The sequence below is a fragment of the Streptomyces sp. NPDC037083 genome, assembly GCF_055606485.1.
Window position 1 is genome coordinate 223,653 of record NZ_JBVJSQ010000011.1, and the last position, 14,640, is coordinate 238,292.

14 protein-coding genes are annotated in these 14,640 nt (G+C 72.7%); 2 read left to right on the top strand and 12 right to left on the bottom strand.

The window, feature by feature from the left end; all coding sequences use genetic code 11:
* Positions 1–149: 149 nt before the first annotated feature.
* Entirely contained in the window at positions 150–959 is an 810-nt protein-coding gene (locus tag ACZ7DE_RS27920) for a hypothetical protein (RefSeq protein WP_470765830.1), read from the top strand.
* A complete protein-coding gene (locus ACZ7DE_RS27925; RefSeq protein ID WP_470765832.1) occupies positions 956–1,666 on the top strand; it encodes a phosphatase PAP2 family protein in 711 nt (236 codons plus the stop codon). Before ACZ7DE_RS27920 ends, ACZ7DE_RS27925 begins: the two co-directional genes overlap by 4 nt.
* 7 nt (positions 1,667–1,673) lie before the next feature.
* Here ACZ7DE_RS27925 and ACZ7DE_RS27930 read toward each other — a convergent pair whose 3' ends face one another.
* From ACZ7DE_RS27930 to ACZ7DE_RS27985, 12 genes are all read right to left on the bottom strand, one after another.
* Complete coding sequence (locus ACZ7DE_RS27930) at positions 1,674–3,008, bottom strand: glutamate-1-semialdehyde 2,1-aminomutase (protein WP_470765834.1); 1,335 nt, start codon at positions 3,006–3,008, stop codon at positions 1,674–1,676.
* 7 nt (positions 3,009–3,015) lie between these two features.
* Positions 3,016–3,567 carry a dTDP-4-dehydrorhamnose 3,5-epimerase gene (rfbC, locus tag ACZ7DE_RS27935; protein ID WP_470765836.1) on the bottom strand — a complete coding sequence of 184 codons (552 nt, stop codon included), beginning with the start codon at positions 3,565–3,567 and terminating at the stop codon, positions 3,016–3,018.
* A 71-nt stretch (positions 3,568–3,638) separates the two neighbouring features.
* Entirely contained in the window at positions 3,639–4,877 is a 1,239-nt protein-coding gene (locus tag ACZ7DE_RS27940) for a polysaccharide pyruvyl transferase family protein (RefSeq protein WP_470765838.1), read from the bottom strand.
* Positions 4,874–5,821 carry a glycosyltransferase family 2 protein gene (locus ACZ7DE_RS27945; protein ID WP_470765840.1) on the bottom strand — a complete coding sequence of 316 codons (948 nt, stop codon included), beginning with the start codon at positions 5,819–5,821 and terminating at the stop codon, positions 4,874–4,876. The genes ACZ7DE_RS27940 and ACZ7DE_RS27945 overlap by 4 nt, the downstream gene beginning before the upstream one ends.
* Positions 5,818–7,122, bottom strand: coding sequence for a hypothetical protein (locus tag ACZ7DE_RS27950; RefSeq protein ID WP_470765842.1), 1,305 nt, complete (start codon positions 7,120–7,122; stop codon positions 5,818–5,820). The genes ACZ7DE_RS27945 and ACZ7DE_RS27950 overlap by 4 nt, the downstream gene beginning before the upstream one ends.
* 5 nt (positions 7,123–7,127) lie before the next feature.
* Positions 7,128–8,411 (bottom strand): DUF4910 domain-containing protein, encoded by a 1,284-nt coding sequence (locus ACZ7DE_RS27955; RefSeq protein WP_470765844.1) that lies wholly within the window; start codon positions 8,409–8,411, stop codon positions 7,128–7,130.
* Positions 8,399–9,424, bottom strand: coding sequence for an NAD-dependent epimerase/dehydratase family protein (locus tag ACZ7DE_RS27960; protein ID WP_470765846.1), 1,026 nt, complete (start codon positions 9,422–9,424; stop codon positions 8,399–8,401). The genes ACZ7DE_RS27955 and ACZ7DE_RS27960 overlap by 13 nt, the downstream gene beginning before the upstream one ends.
* Before the next feature lie 3 nt (positions 9,425–9,427).
* Entirely contained in the window at positions 9,428–10,075 is a 648-nt protein-coding gene (locus tag ACZ7DE_RS27965; RefSeq protein WP_470765848.1) for a PIG-L deacetylase family protein, read from the bottom strand.
* Positions 10,072–10,899 carry a glycosyltransferase family protein gene (locus tag ACZ7DE_RS27970; protein WP_470765850.1) on the bottom strand — a complete coding sequence of 276 codons (828 nt, stop codon included), beginning with the start codon at positions 10,897–10,899 and terminating at the stop codon, positions 10,072–10,074. The genes ACZ7DE_RS27965 and ACZ7DE_RS27970 overlap by 4 nt, the downstream gene beginning before the upstream one ends.
* Positions 10,896–12,131 carry a class I SAM-dependent methyltransferase gene (locus ACZ7DE_RS27975; protein ID WP_470765851.1) on the bottom strand — a complete coding sequence of 412 codons (1,236 nt, stop codon included), beginning with the start codon at positions 12,129–12,131 and terminating at the stop codon, positions 10,896–10,898. The genes ACZ7DE_RS27970 and ACZ7DE_RS27975 overlap by 4 nt, the downstream gene beginning before the upstream one ends.
* The gene (locus ACZ7DE_RS27980) at positions 12,128–13,402 is read right to left on the bottom strand and encodes a glycosyltransferase (RefSeq protein ID WP_470765853.1); all 1,275 of its coding nucleotides are present in this window, start codon (positions 13,400–13,402) and stop codon (positions 12,128–12,130) included. The genes ACZ7DE_RS27975 and ACZ7DE_RS27980 overlap by 4 nt, the downstream gene beginning before the upstream one ends.
* Before the next feature lie 2 nt (positions 13,403–13,404).
* Entirely contained in the window at positions 13,405–14,640 is a 1,236-nt protein-coding gene (locus ACZ7DE_RS27985; protein WP_470765855.1) for an O-antigen ligase domain-containing protein, read from the bottom strand.

Genomic DNA, 14,640 nt, shown 5'->3' on the forward strand with positions numbered 1-14,640 from the left:
GGTGACCTGGGCCCACAGGGGCTCAAGTCCGGGCCGACGCAGCTCGGTCGCCCGAGGGCGGAGTGGTGCGTGAGCCCCGCGGCCGGCCCCGCGGCCTGAATAGACCGATTCGGGGGGATGGCGTCTCCCGGTTGCTATAGGTTCCTGCCATGGCCAAGAGCACAGTGATCGAGGACCCGGAGTCGCGCTTCTCCGTAGTGCTGGCGGGCGCCGCGAGGCTTCCGGGTGTCCGTATCAACAGGGACGCCTATCTCCGAAAGGCGCTGGCCCGCTATTGCTCCGAGGACGAAATCCGCAGGGCGGTGGAAGAGAGCCCTGCGGCTGCGGGCATCCCTCTCGAGGTTCTGGACAGGGCGGCCAACGACTCCATCCGGTACGAGACCACCAAGGTCAGCGCACTCTCCGCGGCTGCCGGGATACCTGGTTTCATGTCCCTTCCCGCCACTGTGCCCGCCGATCTGGCCCAGTACTTCGGTCACATGCTGCGTATCGCGCAGAAACTCGCCTACCTCTACAGCTGGCCCGACCTGTTCTCCGGCGACGGCGATGACCTGGACGACGCGACCATGGGAGTGCTCACGCTCTTCTTCGGCGTGATGTTCGGAACCCAGTCGGCGAACGCCGCCGTGGGCAAGCTCGCGGGACTGATGTCGAAGCAGGTCGCCAAGAAGCTGCCGCAGAAGGCACTCACCCAGGGCGTCATCTATCCGATCGTGAAAAAGGTCGCGGCCTATCTCGGCGTTCAGATGACGAAGCAAACCTTCGCGAAGACCGTCTCGAAAGCCATCCCCGTCGTCGGGGCCGTTGTTTCCGGCGGGCTCACTCTTGCGACCTACCTTCCCATGGCCAAAAGGCTCAAGAAGCACCTCGCCGGCTTGGAACTGACGAAGCCGGCGCACCGGGTCGTGGATGTGGAAGTCGTGGACGTCCACGAGGCCCCGGACCCGGTGGGCGGGTGAGTGGCCCGTCCGCGGCTCCGGTGCTGCCATCGGCGGTGCGCGGGTGGCTCGGGCCGGCCGCGGTCCTGGCCGCGCTGGTGGTCGTCGGGCTCGGGATCCTGTACGCCGGCCACAGCGAGCCCGGCACGGTGGACGGGTGGATCGTCCGGCCGACGGCGGACAGTGTGCGGCCGCCGTGGCGGTACGTCGCCCTGGCCACGGACTTCCTGGGGGAGCCGGTGGGAGCGGCGACGCTGGTCGTGGTCACCGTGACGGGCTGCCTGGTGCTCCGGCATCCTCGCGCGGCGGTGCTCGTCGTGGCCGGCGTCGGCGCGGCCGTGGGGACGGCGACGCTTCTCAAGTCCCTGGTGGGACGCACCATCCACGGCGACGGCAACCTGTCCTACCCCAGCGGGCACACCGCCTTCCTCACCGCGCTCGCCTTCGTTGTGGCGCTGCTCGCGACCGGCCGGCTCGGCCTCGGCAGGACGGCCGGCACGTCACTCGTGCTCGCCGCGGCGCTGGTCGCCGGCGCCGCCATGGGATGGGCGCAGGTCGTCCTGGGCGCGCACTACCCGACCGACGTCCTCGGCGGCTGGTGCACCGCGATGGCGGTGGTCCCGGCGACCGCCTGGCTGGTCGACCGGGCGGCCGACCGGCCGGCCGATGCCGATCGGCAGGCCGACCGGACCGCCGACGCCGGTCGGCGGCACCCCGAGCCTCGCTGACGGCCCGTCACGCCCGGTGGCGGAACACGGGCTTCACCGGTCGTCCGGCCAGCCACGGGGTCGGGTCGGCGGCGTCCAGTGCCTTGCGGTACACCGCACAGGCCTGGGCCACCACGTCGACGGTGTGATCGATGTCGGAGTCGTTGAGCGCGCTGCTCACCACGAACGACGGGGCCAGCACCCCGCCCGCGAGGAGCCGGCGCAGGAACAGGGTGCGGTACTCCTGCGACGGCTGCCCGTTCTCGTCGAGGGTGGCGTAGACCAGGTTGCTGGCCCGGCCCCGGACGACGACGTGGTCGCCGACGCCCATGGCGGCCGCGGCGTCGCGGACACCGGCGGCCAACCGCTCGCCGAGGGCGTGCAGCCGCGCGGTGACGCCTTCCTCGACGTAGGTGGTGAGCACGGCCATCGCGGCCGCCAGGGAGTGCGTCTCCGCACCGTGCGTGGTGGACAGCAGGAACACCCGGTCGCCGGAGTGACGCAGCCCGCCCCACTCCATCAGCTCGCGACGCCCGGCCAGCGCGGAGACCGCGAATCCGTTGCCCAGCGCCTTGCCGAACGTGGAGAGGTCGGGGACGACGCCGTACAGGCCCTGGGCGCCCGCCTCGGACCAGCGGAAGCCGGTGATCATCTCGTCGAAGACCAGAACGCAGCCGTGCCGGTCGGCCAGTTCGCGCAGGCCCCCGAGGTACCCGGGCGGCGGCTCGGTGTGGGTGGCCGGTTCGAGGATCAGACAGGCGACCTCGCCCTGGTAGCGGGTGAGCAGCTCCTCCGTGGCGGCGAGGTCCCCGTAGGGGAACGTCACGGTGAGCTCGTTGGTCGCGTCCGGAACACCGGCGGACATCGCCGTGGTGCCGATGAACCAGTCGTCGACGGAGAAGAACGGATGGTCGGCGCAGAGGGCCACCCGTGCGCGCCCGGTGGCGGCGCGGGCGAGGCGCACCGCGGCGGTCGTGGCGTCGGAGCCGTTCTTCGCGAACTTCACCATCTCGGCGGTCGGCACCGTGGCCAGGAACCGTTCCGCGGCGTCGACCTCCACGATGGACGGCCGGACGAAGTTGCTGCCGCGGTCGAGTTCCCGCCGCACCGCCTCGGTCACGCGCGGGTGGGCGTGGCCGAGGCTGACCGACCGCAGTCCGGAGCCGTACTCGATGTAGCGGTTGCCGTCGACGTCCCACACATGGGCGCCGCGGCCGTGGCTGATGACCGGGGCCAGGTCCTCGGGGTACTGGTCGTCGCCCTTGGCGTAGGTGTGCGCGCCCCCGGGGATCAGGGCGTGCAGCCGCTCGTTCGCCCTCCGCGACCGGGGCAGAAGGAGTTCTCCGGTGTCTTCGGTGTCCACTGCGGCCTCAACTCTCCTGGTGCTTCAGGACCTCGGCGAGGCTTGGCGCCTCCCGGTCCCGCTGGGACATCGATGTGACCGGCAGCGGCCAGGGGATGGCGAGCTCCGGGTCGTCGAAGGCGATCGTCACGTCCTCGGACGGGTCGTGCGGGCGGTCGATCCGGTAGGAGGTGTCGGCGGTCTCGGTCAGCGCCTGGAAGCCGTGCGCGCACCCCGCCGGGATGTACAGGGTCGCCTGCGTCTGGTCGGACAGCTCGAAGAAGGCCCGGTTGCGGTAGGTCGGCGAGTCCGTCCGCAGGTCCACGACGACGTCGAAGATCCTCCCGTACGAGCACCGCACCAGCTTGGCCTCGCCGGCGCCGGAGCGCAGGTGCAGGCCGCGCAGCACGCCCCGGACCGAGCGGGACAGGCTGTCCTGGACGAAGGAGTCCGGGTCGAGGCCCACCGAGCGGACCACGTCGGCGTCGAAGGTGCGGCAGAAGAAGCCGCGCTCGTCTGCGTACGGCGTCGGCTCGAACAGGTATGCGCCGGCGATCGCCGGGACCTCGGTCGCTTTCATACGCGTCGCTTTCGTTTCGGGCGCTTTCGTTTCGGGCGCCTCGGTGCCGGTCGCCTTCGTCCCGGGCGCGTTCATGGAGCCTCCCGCACGGCGTGCGCGTGGGCGTGGTCGGTCGCCGGGAGCAGCGCCGCGGTCAAGGCGCTGAACTGGTGCTCGAGTCGCCGGGCGGCGGCCAGGTTCCGCTCGGCGAGGGTCCGCCGCAGCTCCGCCGATCCGAGCTCCAGCGCCCGGAACTGCTCCAGCAGCCGGTCGGCGTCGACCTCGCGGGCCGGGTGGCAGTACGCGCCAAGACCCATCTGCGCCATGAGGGCGTCGCTCTTCGCCGCATAACTGAGCGCGAGCGTCGGCGTTCCGGCCTTCAACGCGCAGACCAGGTTGTGGTAGCGGGTCGCCACCACGGCGTCGGCGGCCGACGTCTCCTTCATCAGGTCGGCCAGCGAGGCCGCCTCGGCGGCGGTGACCAGCGGCGAGTCCACCGCGTCGAGGATCGCGGCGACCACGGCCGCGTCGCATGCGTCGCCGGTGAGCAGCCGTACCGGCCTGCCGTCCTCGACCAGCGCGCGGACGAAGCGGGTCGTCCCGTCGAGGTAGCGCCGGTGGATCTCCTCGGCCCGGGCACGGTCGTCGTTGCCGCCGTGGAAGTCCATGACGCCCACGCAGACCTGGCCCGGCGGGCCCGCGGGCGCGCTCCCCGACGGCGCCGGCAGGGCGAACGCGAGGTCCGGGTAGACCTCGTCGCGCGCCGTGTCCACGCCCATCTCCCGCATGGCGTCACGGGACTGGGCGTCCCGGTACGACCGGTAGGCGGCCAGCCGCGCCGACCAGCGCACCAGGGTCCGGGTCGGCCGGTCGCCGATCGGGGCGGCGCCGACGCCGACCAGCGCGACCCGGGCGCCGAACAGCCGACCGCTCGCGCAGAGCAGGAACAGCGAGTACGGGAAGCCCCACGGCCGCAGCGGCAGCGTGGCCTCCAGGACGCCCATGCCCGGCACGATCACCACGTCGTGCCGGCGCACCCAGGCGGCGGTGCGGAAGGCGTCGACGAGTTTGCCCAGCCCCTTCGCCGCGATCGCGCCCGCACCCGACGCCGTCCGGTACTCCCCGCGGTACCAGTGCAGCCGCGTGGCGGGGATCCCGTACCGGGCCGAGACGGTCTCGGGTCCGCCGCACAGCGCGTCCACGACCGCCTCCGGGTGCTCGGCGCGCAGGTACCCGAGGACGGCCTCGAGCGACCCGTCGTTGCCCAGGTTGCCGGAGCCGAGCAGGCCGAACACCCCGACGCGCACCGGAGATTCGTCCCCGGAGGTCATGCCCGCCTCCCCTCGCGGCCGGCGACGAGGTCGTCGACGGAGACGGTGAGCCGGCCCGGGTCGACCGGGGCGCGGTCCTCGACCCGCTCGCCGGCGCCCGGCCGGACCCGGCTGGTCATCCACGCGGCCAGGTGGCGGTAGCAGGCGCGCCGGTCGGCCGGGGACAACGGCGCCCGCCGGATCGCCGAGACGAAGCCCCAGACGTACTCGGCGAGCAGCCGGGGCGTCGGGTGCAGCGGGCCTGCCCGGCGCGGGTCCAGGTTGACGCACCGGGAGCGCTTGGAAGGGTTCGCCCGCTCGGCGCGGGTGGGGTGGTCGCGGCGGAAGTACAGCAGCTCCGGGACCTGGTGGAAGGGGCCGTGCAGGGTGATCTCGGCGACGAACGTGCGGTCCGCGTGGTGGTAGCTGTCGTGCGGCTTCACCCGGCGCAGCACGTCGGCCCGCATCACCCCGTAGAAGTCGTCGCCGCCGGGCTCGAACAGCAGGCTGCGGAAGCGCTCCGGGGCGTGCGGCGAGTCGGTGGCGAGCCCGTACTCGTACGGGACCTTCACCCGGCCGTCGCCGTCGATGACCGCCTGGCCGGAGTGCGCGAGGATCACGTCCGGCCGCTCGTCCAGCGTCTCCACGCAGCGCCGCAGCAGGTCACGGGCGTACAGGTCGTCGTGCGAGGCCCACTTGAACAGCTCGCCGCGGCACTCGGTGAACACGTGGTTGTGGTTCGGCGCGGCGCCGATGTTCCGGGGCAGCCGGAGGTACCGGATGCGCGAGTCCCGCGCGGCGTACTTGCGGCAGATCTCCTGTGTCCCGTCGGTCGACGCGTTGTCGGAGATGACCAGCTCGAAGTCCTCATAGGTCTGACCGAGCAGGGCGTCGAGCGATTCGGCGAGGTACTCCTCGCCGTTGTACACGGGCAGGCCGATGCTCAGCCTGGGTTGGGCGGTCATGAGGTCCTCACTTCGGGAATGGGATTGCGCTCGCGCAGGGCGGACCGCAGGTGCAGCCACCACAGGGCCGAGCCGCTGATGGTCGCGGCGGCGACGCCCCAGGCCGAGCCGACCGTGCCGGCGGCGGCCGCCCCGCCGAGCCCGCCGCCGACATAGCAGGCGGAGGCGAACAGCTGGCAGCGCAGGCTGCGCCGGGCCGCGCCGAGCGCGCGCAGCCCGGCCGCCGCGCCGGTGCCGAGTCCCGCGCCCGCGACGCCGAGGGTGACCGGCACGATGAGTTCCGAGGCGGCGTGCCAGACATCGCCGAGCACCAGCTCGCCCAGGCGGCCGGGCATCAGCAGCAGCGCCGCGCCCCAGAGCAGCGCGCCGACGGCCTGCCCGCCTCCCAGCAGGAGGCAGAACCTGCCGAGCCGGTGCGGGGCCTGCCGGAGCACCCGTGCCGCCTCCGGGACGGTGACCAGCGAAAGCCCCATGAGCACCGCCAGGAACGGGCCGAGCAGGAGCTCGGCGCCCCGCACCGCGCCCACCGCGCCGACCCCGACGATCGCGCCGAGCCCGTACGCCCGCAGCTGGCTCGCGCCGCTGAGGCTGACGTTCTCGACGAGGTACCGGTAGCCGAGATCGCGCTGCTCGCGAAGCCAGCCGCGCGCCTCGGCCGTCCGGGGCCGGATACGGGACTGGACCCAGCCGTATCCCGCCGCCACCGCGGCGGACGTGCCCCAGGCGAGCACGAAGGCGGCCACCGTGCCCACACGGGCGGCCACCACCATGGCCGGGACGAGTGCGACGCCCCACACGACGTCGTTGACGAACGCCTTCCGCCCGTCGCCGGCGGCGAAGAACGAGAACCGCCAGGCGTCCTGGAGCAGCAGCCCCGGCAACACGACCCCGAGGGCGGCGAACGCGGGCCCCACGGGGCCGCCGAGGCCGAGCCCGGCGATCAGACACACCACGCCGAGGGCGGCGCCGACGCCGAGTGCGGTACCCGTCGACCGGCCCACCGCACCGCGCCAGGACGCGCCCGGCACGCCGCTGAAGCGCACCACGAGCGGATCGGTGGCCAGTCCGCGGGAGACGTTGAGCACCACGCCGTAGGTCAACCAGGCGAGGCTGAACACGCCGAAGGCGGTCACCCCGAGCGAGCGGGCCACGTAGATCCCCACCGCGAAGTTGCTCACGCTGGAGGCCGCCTGGTCGGCCAGTCCCCAGGACAGCCGGCCGGCCATGGCCCGCTTGGCGGTCTGCCGGGCGCGTCCGGCCGGGGCCGCCGACGCCGTCGTCCTCTCCCCCTCGGTGCTCATCGGCGTCACGCCTTGATCAGTTCGGCGCCGTGCAGGGCGGCGGCCGCCGCGGCGACGGCGTCGAACGGCAGCCCGGACCGCTCGGCGACGTCCAGCAGACTGTGGTCGCCGTCGGAGAGGCTGAGCACCCAGAGCATGGCCATCTGGGCCTGCTTCGCGTCGCTGCGCCCGCCGAGCGAGTCGTACAACCCGCGCCGGCCCAGCTGCGGTTCGCCGTAGGGGCTGAGGTTGACATAGCGCCGGTTGCGGTCGAGCACGGCGAACGCCTCACGGCAGACGGCGAGGGTGTCCGCCATCGCCTCCGGGCGGACGAAGTCCAGGTCGTCCGCCGAGGTGTGGTACTCGGGGTAGCCGGCGTACGGGGTCCGGCTGAGCGAGCCCACGCCGAGATCGAACCCGGGCGAGCAGTACTGCCGCTCGTCGTAACCGTACGGAGTGAACTCGGTGACGTGGTGCGGGCGTTCGGACGCCGCCAGCACGTGCCGCATCACCCGGTCGATCTCCGCGTCGCCGCGCCGGCTCTGCTTGTACGTCAGCCGGCCCGGGTCGCCGGCGCAGGCCAGCACCAGCCCGTGCTTGACCCGGTCCACCCGCTCCGCGTTGCGGGCCAGCCAGGTGATCGCCCCGATGGTGCCGGGCGCGTAGATGAACCGGTAGGTGTAGTACGGCGTTTCCTCCGCCAGCGCCCGGGCCAGGAACGTCGCCACCGCGATGCCGGCCAGGTTGTCGTTGGCCAGCGACGGGTGGCAGACGTGGCAGGAGACGATCACCTCGTCGGTGACCTGCCCCGGGACCACGTGCTCGGCGTAGGTGAGGTGTCCGTCGGCGAGCGTGGAGTCGATGCGCACCTCGTACTCGCCGTCCGGCAGCGCGTCCAGGGTCTCCTGGGCCAGGCAGAACCCCCATTCCGGCTGGTAGTAGCTGGTGCGGTACGGCACCCAGGACGGATGGTCCGGCAGGGTGTGCAGATGTTCGCGCAGCTCGGCCAGCGGCATCGTCGCCGACACCGGCACGCTGTAGCCGAGCACGTGCAGGCTGGACGCGGCGAAGTCGACGACCCGCCGGCCGGCGGAGTCGGCGACGTACGCGTCCCGGATGTTCCACTCCTGCGGCACCGTCCAGTCGAGCACCTGGGTCCCGGTCGGCACCTCGTGCACCTGCAGCGGGACGTACTCGCCGACGATCTCCAGGGTGGCGCGCACGCCGTCGCCGGTGATGCTCCGGCACAGCGGGTACAACCGCTCCACCAGCGCGTACATCTCTTCGCCGGGCGCGGTCACCGGCGCCACCGCAGGGTGTCGTCGACGGCGCCGGCGTCGGACGCCGCGCGCAGCACGGCCAGCCGGGTGAAGCGTCGCTCGAAGTCCTCCCGGGTCAGGCCGTGTTCGCGGTAGGCGTCGGCGAGTTCGAGCGCGCCCTGCTTCACCGTCCACTCGCAGTCGAAGCCGGGAATCGCGGCACGGAACCGGGAGAAGTCCACCCGGTACGACCGCGGATCGGCGCCGTTCTCCCCGGTGATCACCACCTTCGCGCCGGACACCGCCTCGGCGACCTGCTCGGCGATCTCGGCGACCGTGACGTTGTTGATCTCGCTGCCGATGTTGAACGCCCGGTCGTGCACCGCTTCGCGCGGCGCGGTCAGCGCGGCCGCGAACGCCCGTGCGATGTCGGCGGCGTGCACCAGCGGACGCCAGGGCGTGCCGTCGGAGAGCACGAGGACCTCGCCGGACAGGAGCGCGTGGCCCACCAGGTTGTTCAGCACGATGTCGGCGCGCAGCCTGGGGGAGTAGCCGAAGGCGGTGGCGTTGCGCATGTACACCGGGCTGAAGTCGCCGTCGGCCAGCGCGTGCAGGTCGTCCTCCACCCGCACCTTGGACTCCGCGTACGGCGTCACCGGGCGCAGCGGGGCGTCCTCGGCCACCAGGTCGTCGCCGCCGGCGGCGCCGTAGACCGAGCAGGTCGACGCGTACAGGAAGCGCCGCACTCCGGCGTCGCGGGCCAGCCGGGCCAGCCGCACGGACGCGTGGTGGTTGATGTCGTAGGTGAGTTCCGGCGCCAGCGATCCCAGCGGGTCGTTGGAGAGCGCGGCCAGGTGGATCACGGCGTCCACCCCGGCCACGTGGTCCGCCGTGACGTCGCGCAGGTCCACCCGCGGGCCCGGCGGGTCCGCGGGCGGCGGGCCCAGCACGCAGTCGGCGAACAGGCCGGCGTCAAGGCCGACCACTTCGTGCCCGGCGGCCGCCAGGACGGGGGCCATCACGGTGCCCAGGTAGCCCTGGTGTCCGGTCAGCAGTACGCGCAAGGTTCATTCCCCCAGGTCGAGAGTGAGTTTGGTGACGGCGAACGCCTCGGCGTAGCGCGCGTGGCATTCGATGCCGCGGATCCTCGCCAGCCCGAGGAAGGCCTCCCGGTCGTACCAGGGCCGGTGCCGCTGCGAGGGGTAGTGCTCCTGCAGCAGCCGCACCTTGCGTTCGGCGATCTCCGGCGACAGCGGCTGGTACGCCGCCGGACGGCCGAGATCGCCGTCCCACTTGACGATCTCGTAGCCCAGGACCATGTGGTCGCGGAACGCGGTGGGTATCAGCTGCGCCAGGCCACGGTGGTCCTGGTGCGCGTCGTCGGTACGCGGGGCGAGGATCAGGTCCGGCTCGGTCTGTCCGCGCAGCTCCTCGACCGCGGCCTTGGCCTCGTCCCAGTGCACGGGCATCCGGCCGTCCGGCAGCTTGAGCACGGTCAGCCGCAGGTCGGCGCCCGGGCAGAAGGCGGCGAGCGCGGCCCGCTCCTCCTGCTCCCGGTCGGTGCCGCCGCCGGAGAGCACCAGCGCGTCGACGCGGACACCCGGCCGCGCGAGGCACAGCGTCAGCAGCGTGCCGCCGGCGCCGATGGCGATGTCGTCGCAGTGCGCGCCCACCGCGACGATCCGGTCCAGGCGCCCGGCGCCGAGCCGGATCACGCCCTGGCTCCGGAGCCGTCCCTGGCGCCGGTCGCGCTCACCGCCGCGCCGTCCCGTTCCCACACGGCCCACGGGCGGTCGCCCCGGGCGTAGGAGTCGTCGAGCGCGGCCCGCTCCTTCACGGTGTCGGTCGGCTTCCAGAAGCCGCGGTGCTGGTGCGCCACCAGCCGGCCGCGCTTGGCCAGTTCGGCGCATCCGTCGGCGACCAGGTCCCCACCCTCCGGGATGTGGTCGAAGATCTCCTGGCGGAGCACGAAGTAGCCGCCGTTCTCCCACAGCGGCATGTCGCTCACCGCGGTGATGCCCCCCACCAGGCCGTCGTCGCCCAGGTCCACGCAGTGGAACGAGGACTGCGGCGGCACCACCATCATCGACGCACCGGCGTCGCGCCGGGCGAACCGGTCGATCATCTCCGGCAGCGGAGCGTCGGTGAGCACGTCGGCGTAGTTGGCGAGGAACATCTCGTCGCCGTCCAGGTGGTGCCGCACCCGGCGCAGCCGCTCCCCGATCGGCGACTCGATGCCGGTCTGCACGAACGTGATCGTCCAGGAGGCGATGTCGGTGGACAGCAGCTCGGTCCGCCCGCCCCGCAGCACGAAGTCGTTGGACGTCGTCTCCTCGTAGTTGAGGAAGAAGTCCTTGATGTGGTGCGCGCCGTACCCGAGGCACAGGATGAACTCCGTGTGCCCGAAGTGCGCGTAGTAGCGCATGACGTGCCAGATCAGCGGCCGCGGACCGACCATCGCCATCGGCTTGGGCACGTCGTCGGAGGCTCCGTTGCGCATCCGCATCCCGTAGCCGCCGCAGAACAGTACGACCTTCACCGCTTGACCTCGACAATGCTCAGTTCCGGTATGGGAAAGACGAGTCGGCCGCCCCAGTCGTGCACGAAGGACAGCTGCTCGACCAGCTCGTCCCGCAGGTTCCACGGGAGGACGAGGACGTAGTCGGGCCGGTCGGCGGCGATCTGCTCGGGCGGCAGGATCGGGATGCGGGTGCCCGGCGTGAACCTGCCGTGCTTGTAGGGGTTGCGGTCGACCGTGTACGCGAGCAGGTCGGGCCGGATGCCGCAGTGGTTGAGCAGGGTGTTGCCCTTGCCCGGGGCGCCGTAGCCGACGACCGTCTCGCCGCGCTCGGCCGCCTCGACGAGAAACCGCAGCAGGTCCCTGCGCACCTTGGCCACCCGGGCGGAGAACTCGGTGTACCCGGACAGCTCCTGCAACCCGGCGGCCTTCTCCCGGGCCAGCACGTCGGCCACCCGCCCGGTCGGCTCGCCGGCCACCTCGGCCGGCCGGGCCCACAGCCGGATGGAGCCGCCGTGCGTGGGCAGCAGCTCGACGTCCACGAGCGCGAGTCCGCCGCTCGACAGCGCCCGGATCGCCGACGCGACCGTGTAGTACTGGAAGTGCTCGTGGTAGATCGTGTCGTACTGGTTCTCCTCGATCAGGGTCAGCAGGTGCTGCACCTCGATGGAGACCCAGCCGTCGTCGGCGACCAGGGCGCGCAGCCCCTGGGTGAACCCGACCACGTCGGGGATGTGCGCGTACACGTTGTTGGCGACGACCAGGTCCGCCGGGCCGTGCTCGGCGCGGACCGCCGAGCCGGTGTCCGGGGACAGGAACTCCGTGAGCGTGGGCACCCCGGCGTCCCGCGCCGCGGCGCCGACGTTCACCGAGGGCTCGATGCCCAGGCAGCGGATCCCCCGGTCCACCACGTGCCTCAGCAGGTACCCGTCGTTGCTCGCGACCTCGACCACGAAGGCGTCGGCGCCGAGCCCCAGCCGCTGTACGGCGCCGTCGACGAACGTGCGCGCGTGCTCCACCCAGGAGGTCGAGTAGGAGGAGAAGTACGCGTACTCCTTGAACGTCTCCTCCGGCGTGATCAGCGGCGGGATCTGCGCGAGCCAGCAGTCGGTGCAGACCCGCAGGTGCAGCGGGTACGCGGGCTCCGGCCGGTCCAGTTGGTCCGCTGCGAGAAAGCTCTCGCACGGCGGGGTCGCCCCGAGGTCGACGACGCTCGCCAGCGCCGTCGAGCCGCAGAGTCGGCATCGTGTCATCTACTGCCCCCATCCCGCTCGCGCAGGTGCCCCCAGCGCGAGCCAGTGCTGTTGTCCCCTACCGGCGTCGGGCCGTCCCCGCCGCCGGACCGACCCGCGATCGCGGAGCGGTACCCCTCCACCAGGCGCTCGAGGCCGACGGCCGGGCTGAACCCCTGCTCGTAACGGCGTCGGGCCGCCTGGCCCATCTCCCGGTTGCGGTCCTGTTCGGACGCGATCCGGCGTATGCAGGTCGCGAGCGAGGCGGCCTCGCCCGGCCGGTGCAGCAGCCCGGTCACCCCGTCCTCGACGAGTTCGACGAAGGCGCCGTGACCGGCGGCGACGACCGGGACCCCGGCCGCCATCGCCTCCACGACCACCAGGCCGAACGCCTCCAGCCATGTCGAGGGAGCCAGCACGGCGGACGACCGTGCGATGGCCTGCCGGCACTGCGCCGTGTCATACAGGCCGACGTACCGCACGTCGTCCCGGCCCGCCGCCCACGCGGTCACCTCCGGCTCCAGCGGCCCCGTGCCGGCGATCACCAGCGGCACGCCCAGCCCGCCGCCGGCGGCGATCTCGTCCCACGCGGCCATGAGCAGCCGCACACCCTTGGCCTCCGCGAGCCGGCCGAGGAAGAGCAGGTGCTCGCCGGCGCCCGCCCGGCGGACGCCCGGCTCCGGCACGAAGTTGTGCTTCACCGCCAGCCGTTCGGCCGGCATGCCGGCGCTTGCCAGGACGTCGCGCTGCGCCGCGGAGATGCAGAAGAACCGCTCCACGCCGGACCACCACCGCCGCCGGTTGACCGACAGACTGACCGCGAGCGGCACCGTCGCCAGCCGGGAGTTGCGGTAGCAGCCGTGCCGGACGGCGGGCAGTGGAGCGGACCCCACGCATTCCGTGCACGGCCGGCCGTCCCGCTGGAGCGTGCCGGGCGGGCAGACCTGGGTGTAGTTGTGCAGCGTGGCGACGGCGGGCACGCCCGCGTCGGCGCAGGCGGCGAGCACCGCCGGCGACAGGAGCGGGAAGACGTTGTGGACGTGCACCACGTCCGGTCGCTCGGCGCGGAGCTTCGCGGCGAGCTCCGTGCGCACCGCCGGGTTCCACGGCACCAGCAGCGGCACCGCGACCTTGCCCGGCAGCGACCGGGCGGCGATGTCGTCGCTGCGCCGCTCGAACACGTCGACCCGGTGGCCGGCCCCGCGCAGCAGCGCCACCTCCTGGTCGACGACCTTGTTCTCCCCGCTCGGCTGCGCCGAGGCGTAGCGGTTGTGCACCACGAGGACGTGCATGCTCAGGTCACCTCCGTTCTCTGGGCCCAGCGCGGGACGTGTCGCCGCGGGGCTTCGGGCACCGGCAGGGGAGCGGCCTCCTCGGCGGGCGCCGCCAGCAGCGAGGCGGCCACGGCCAGGTGCAGCAGATAGGGCGAGGCGTCGCCCAGCCCGGCCTCGGTGTACGACGCGATCGCGCAGTAGCTGATCAGGAAGATCGCGCAGGCCCTCGACAGCGACGGCGGCCGCAGCAACGCCACGCCGCCCAGCACGATGATGATCGCCGCCACCAGGGCGATGCCGGTCACGCCCTGCTCGTTGTAGACCGCCAGCCAGCTGTTGTCGATCGGGAGCCCGCCGAACGACTTGTCGCCCAGGCCCGTGCCGAACAGGTGCTCCGTTGCCGTCCGGGGCGCCGCCAGCAGGGCGTGCCAGACCTTGGCCCGGCCGGTGAGGCTGGCGAAGTTCTCCTGGCTCTGCCCGCGCAGGAACCACGCCTGGAGAGCGGAGCTGAACCCCACCGCCGCCACCGCTGCGCACAGCACCGCCCAGGAGAAGAGCCGGCGGGCGGCGGCGCTGGTCAGGACGAGGGAGGTGATCGCCAGCACCAGCGCGATGATCAGGCCGAGCGTGGCCGTCCGGGTATGGGTCAGCGCGAGCAGGGCGAGGGAGGGCACGATGACCACCGCCGCGCTGGTCCGGTCGGTCCGGCGGCCCAGGACGAGCAGCACGGTGAGCCCGATGATCACCGCGGCGTACTGTCCGATCTGCGGCGGGGTGAGCGGCCACAACGCGCCCACCAGCCGCCCGCCGTAGAGGTCGGGCAGGGCGGCGCCCGGTGAGACGACCAGGCCGGCGGCCACCGACCCGAGCACCGCGAAGTACATCCGGATGTGGTGCCGGACGAACGTCGGGCCGCCGTCCCACCAACGGCTGAGCAGCCACAGTGTGCCGACGAAGAGCGCCAGCCGGACGCAGCGGAACAGCGCGCCGAGCCCGGCCCCCTGGTGCACGCTGGAGATCAGGCTCGGCACCAGCAGCAGGGTGAGCAGGAACACGTAGGCGCTGGCCCGGATGCGCACCCGGGGGTTGACCACGAGCGCCAGTGCGAACGCGGCGACCAGCGCGCCCATGGTGACCATCTGGATGAGGGAGCGGGGCAGCGGGACGATGGTCCTCGCCCCGGCGGAGCCGAGGGTGTTGAGGACGAGCAGCCCCCAGACCGTCCCGACGATCTTCGACGTGTGGTCCGTGCCCAT

What these genes read in the sequence shown, in the direction of transcription:
- ACZ7DE_RS27940 (WP_470765838.1), bottom strand. Translation starts at nt 4,877, where the DNA reads ATGACCTCCGGGGACGAATCTCCGGTGCGCGTCGGGGTGTTCGGCCTG.
- ACZ7DE_RS27985 (WP_470765855.1), bottom strand. Translation starts at nt 14,640, where the DNA reads ATGGGCACGGACCACACGTCGAAGATCGTCGGGACGGTCTGGGGGCTG.
- rfbC (WP_470765836.1), bottom strand. Translation starts at nt 3,567, where the DNA reads ATGAAAGCGACCGAGGTCCCGGCGATCGCCGGCGCATACCTGTTCGAG.
- ACZ7DE_RS27980 (WP_470765853.1), bottom strand. Translation starts at nt 13,402, where the DNA reads ATGCACGTCCTCGTGGTGCACAACCGCTACGCCTCGGCGCAGCCGAGC.
- ACZ7DE_RS27975 (WP_470765851.1), bottom strand. Translation starts at nt 12,131, where the DNA reads ATGACACGATGCCGACTCTGCGGCTCGACGGCGCTGGCGAGCGTCGTC.
- ACZ7DE_RS27920 (WP_470765830.1), top strand. Translation starts at nt 150, where the DNA reads ATGGCCAAGAGCACAGTGATCGAGGACCCGGAGTCGCGCTTCTCCGTA.
- ACZ7DE_RS27945 (WP_470765840.1), bottom strand. Translation starts at nt 5,821, where the DNA reads ATGACCGCCCAACCCAGGCTGAGCATCGGCCTGCCCGTGTACAACGGC.
- ACZ7DE_RS27950 (WP_470765842.1), bottom strand. Translation starts at nt 7,122, where the DNA reads ATGAGCACCGAGGGGGAGAGGACGACGGCGTCGGCGGCCCCGGCCGGA.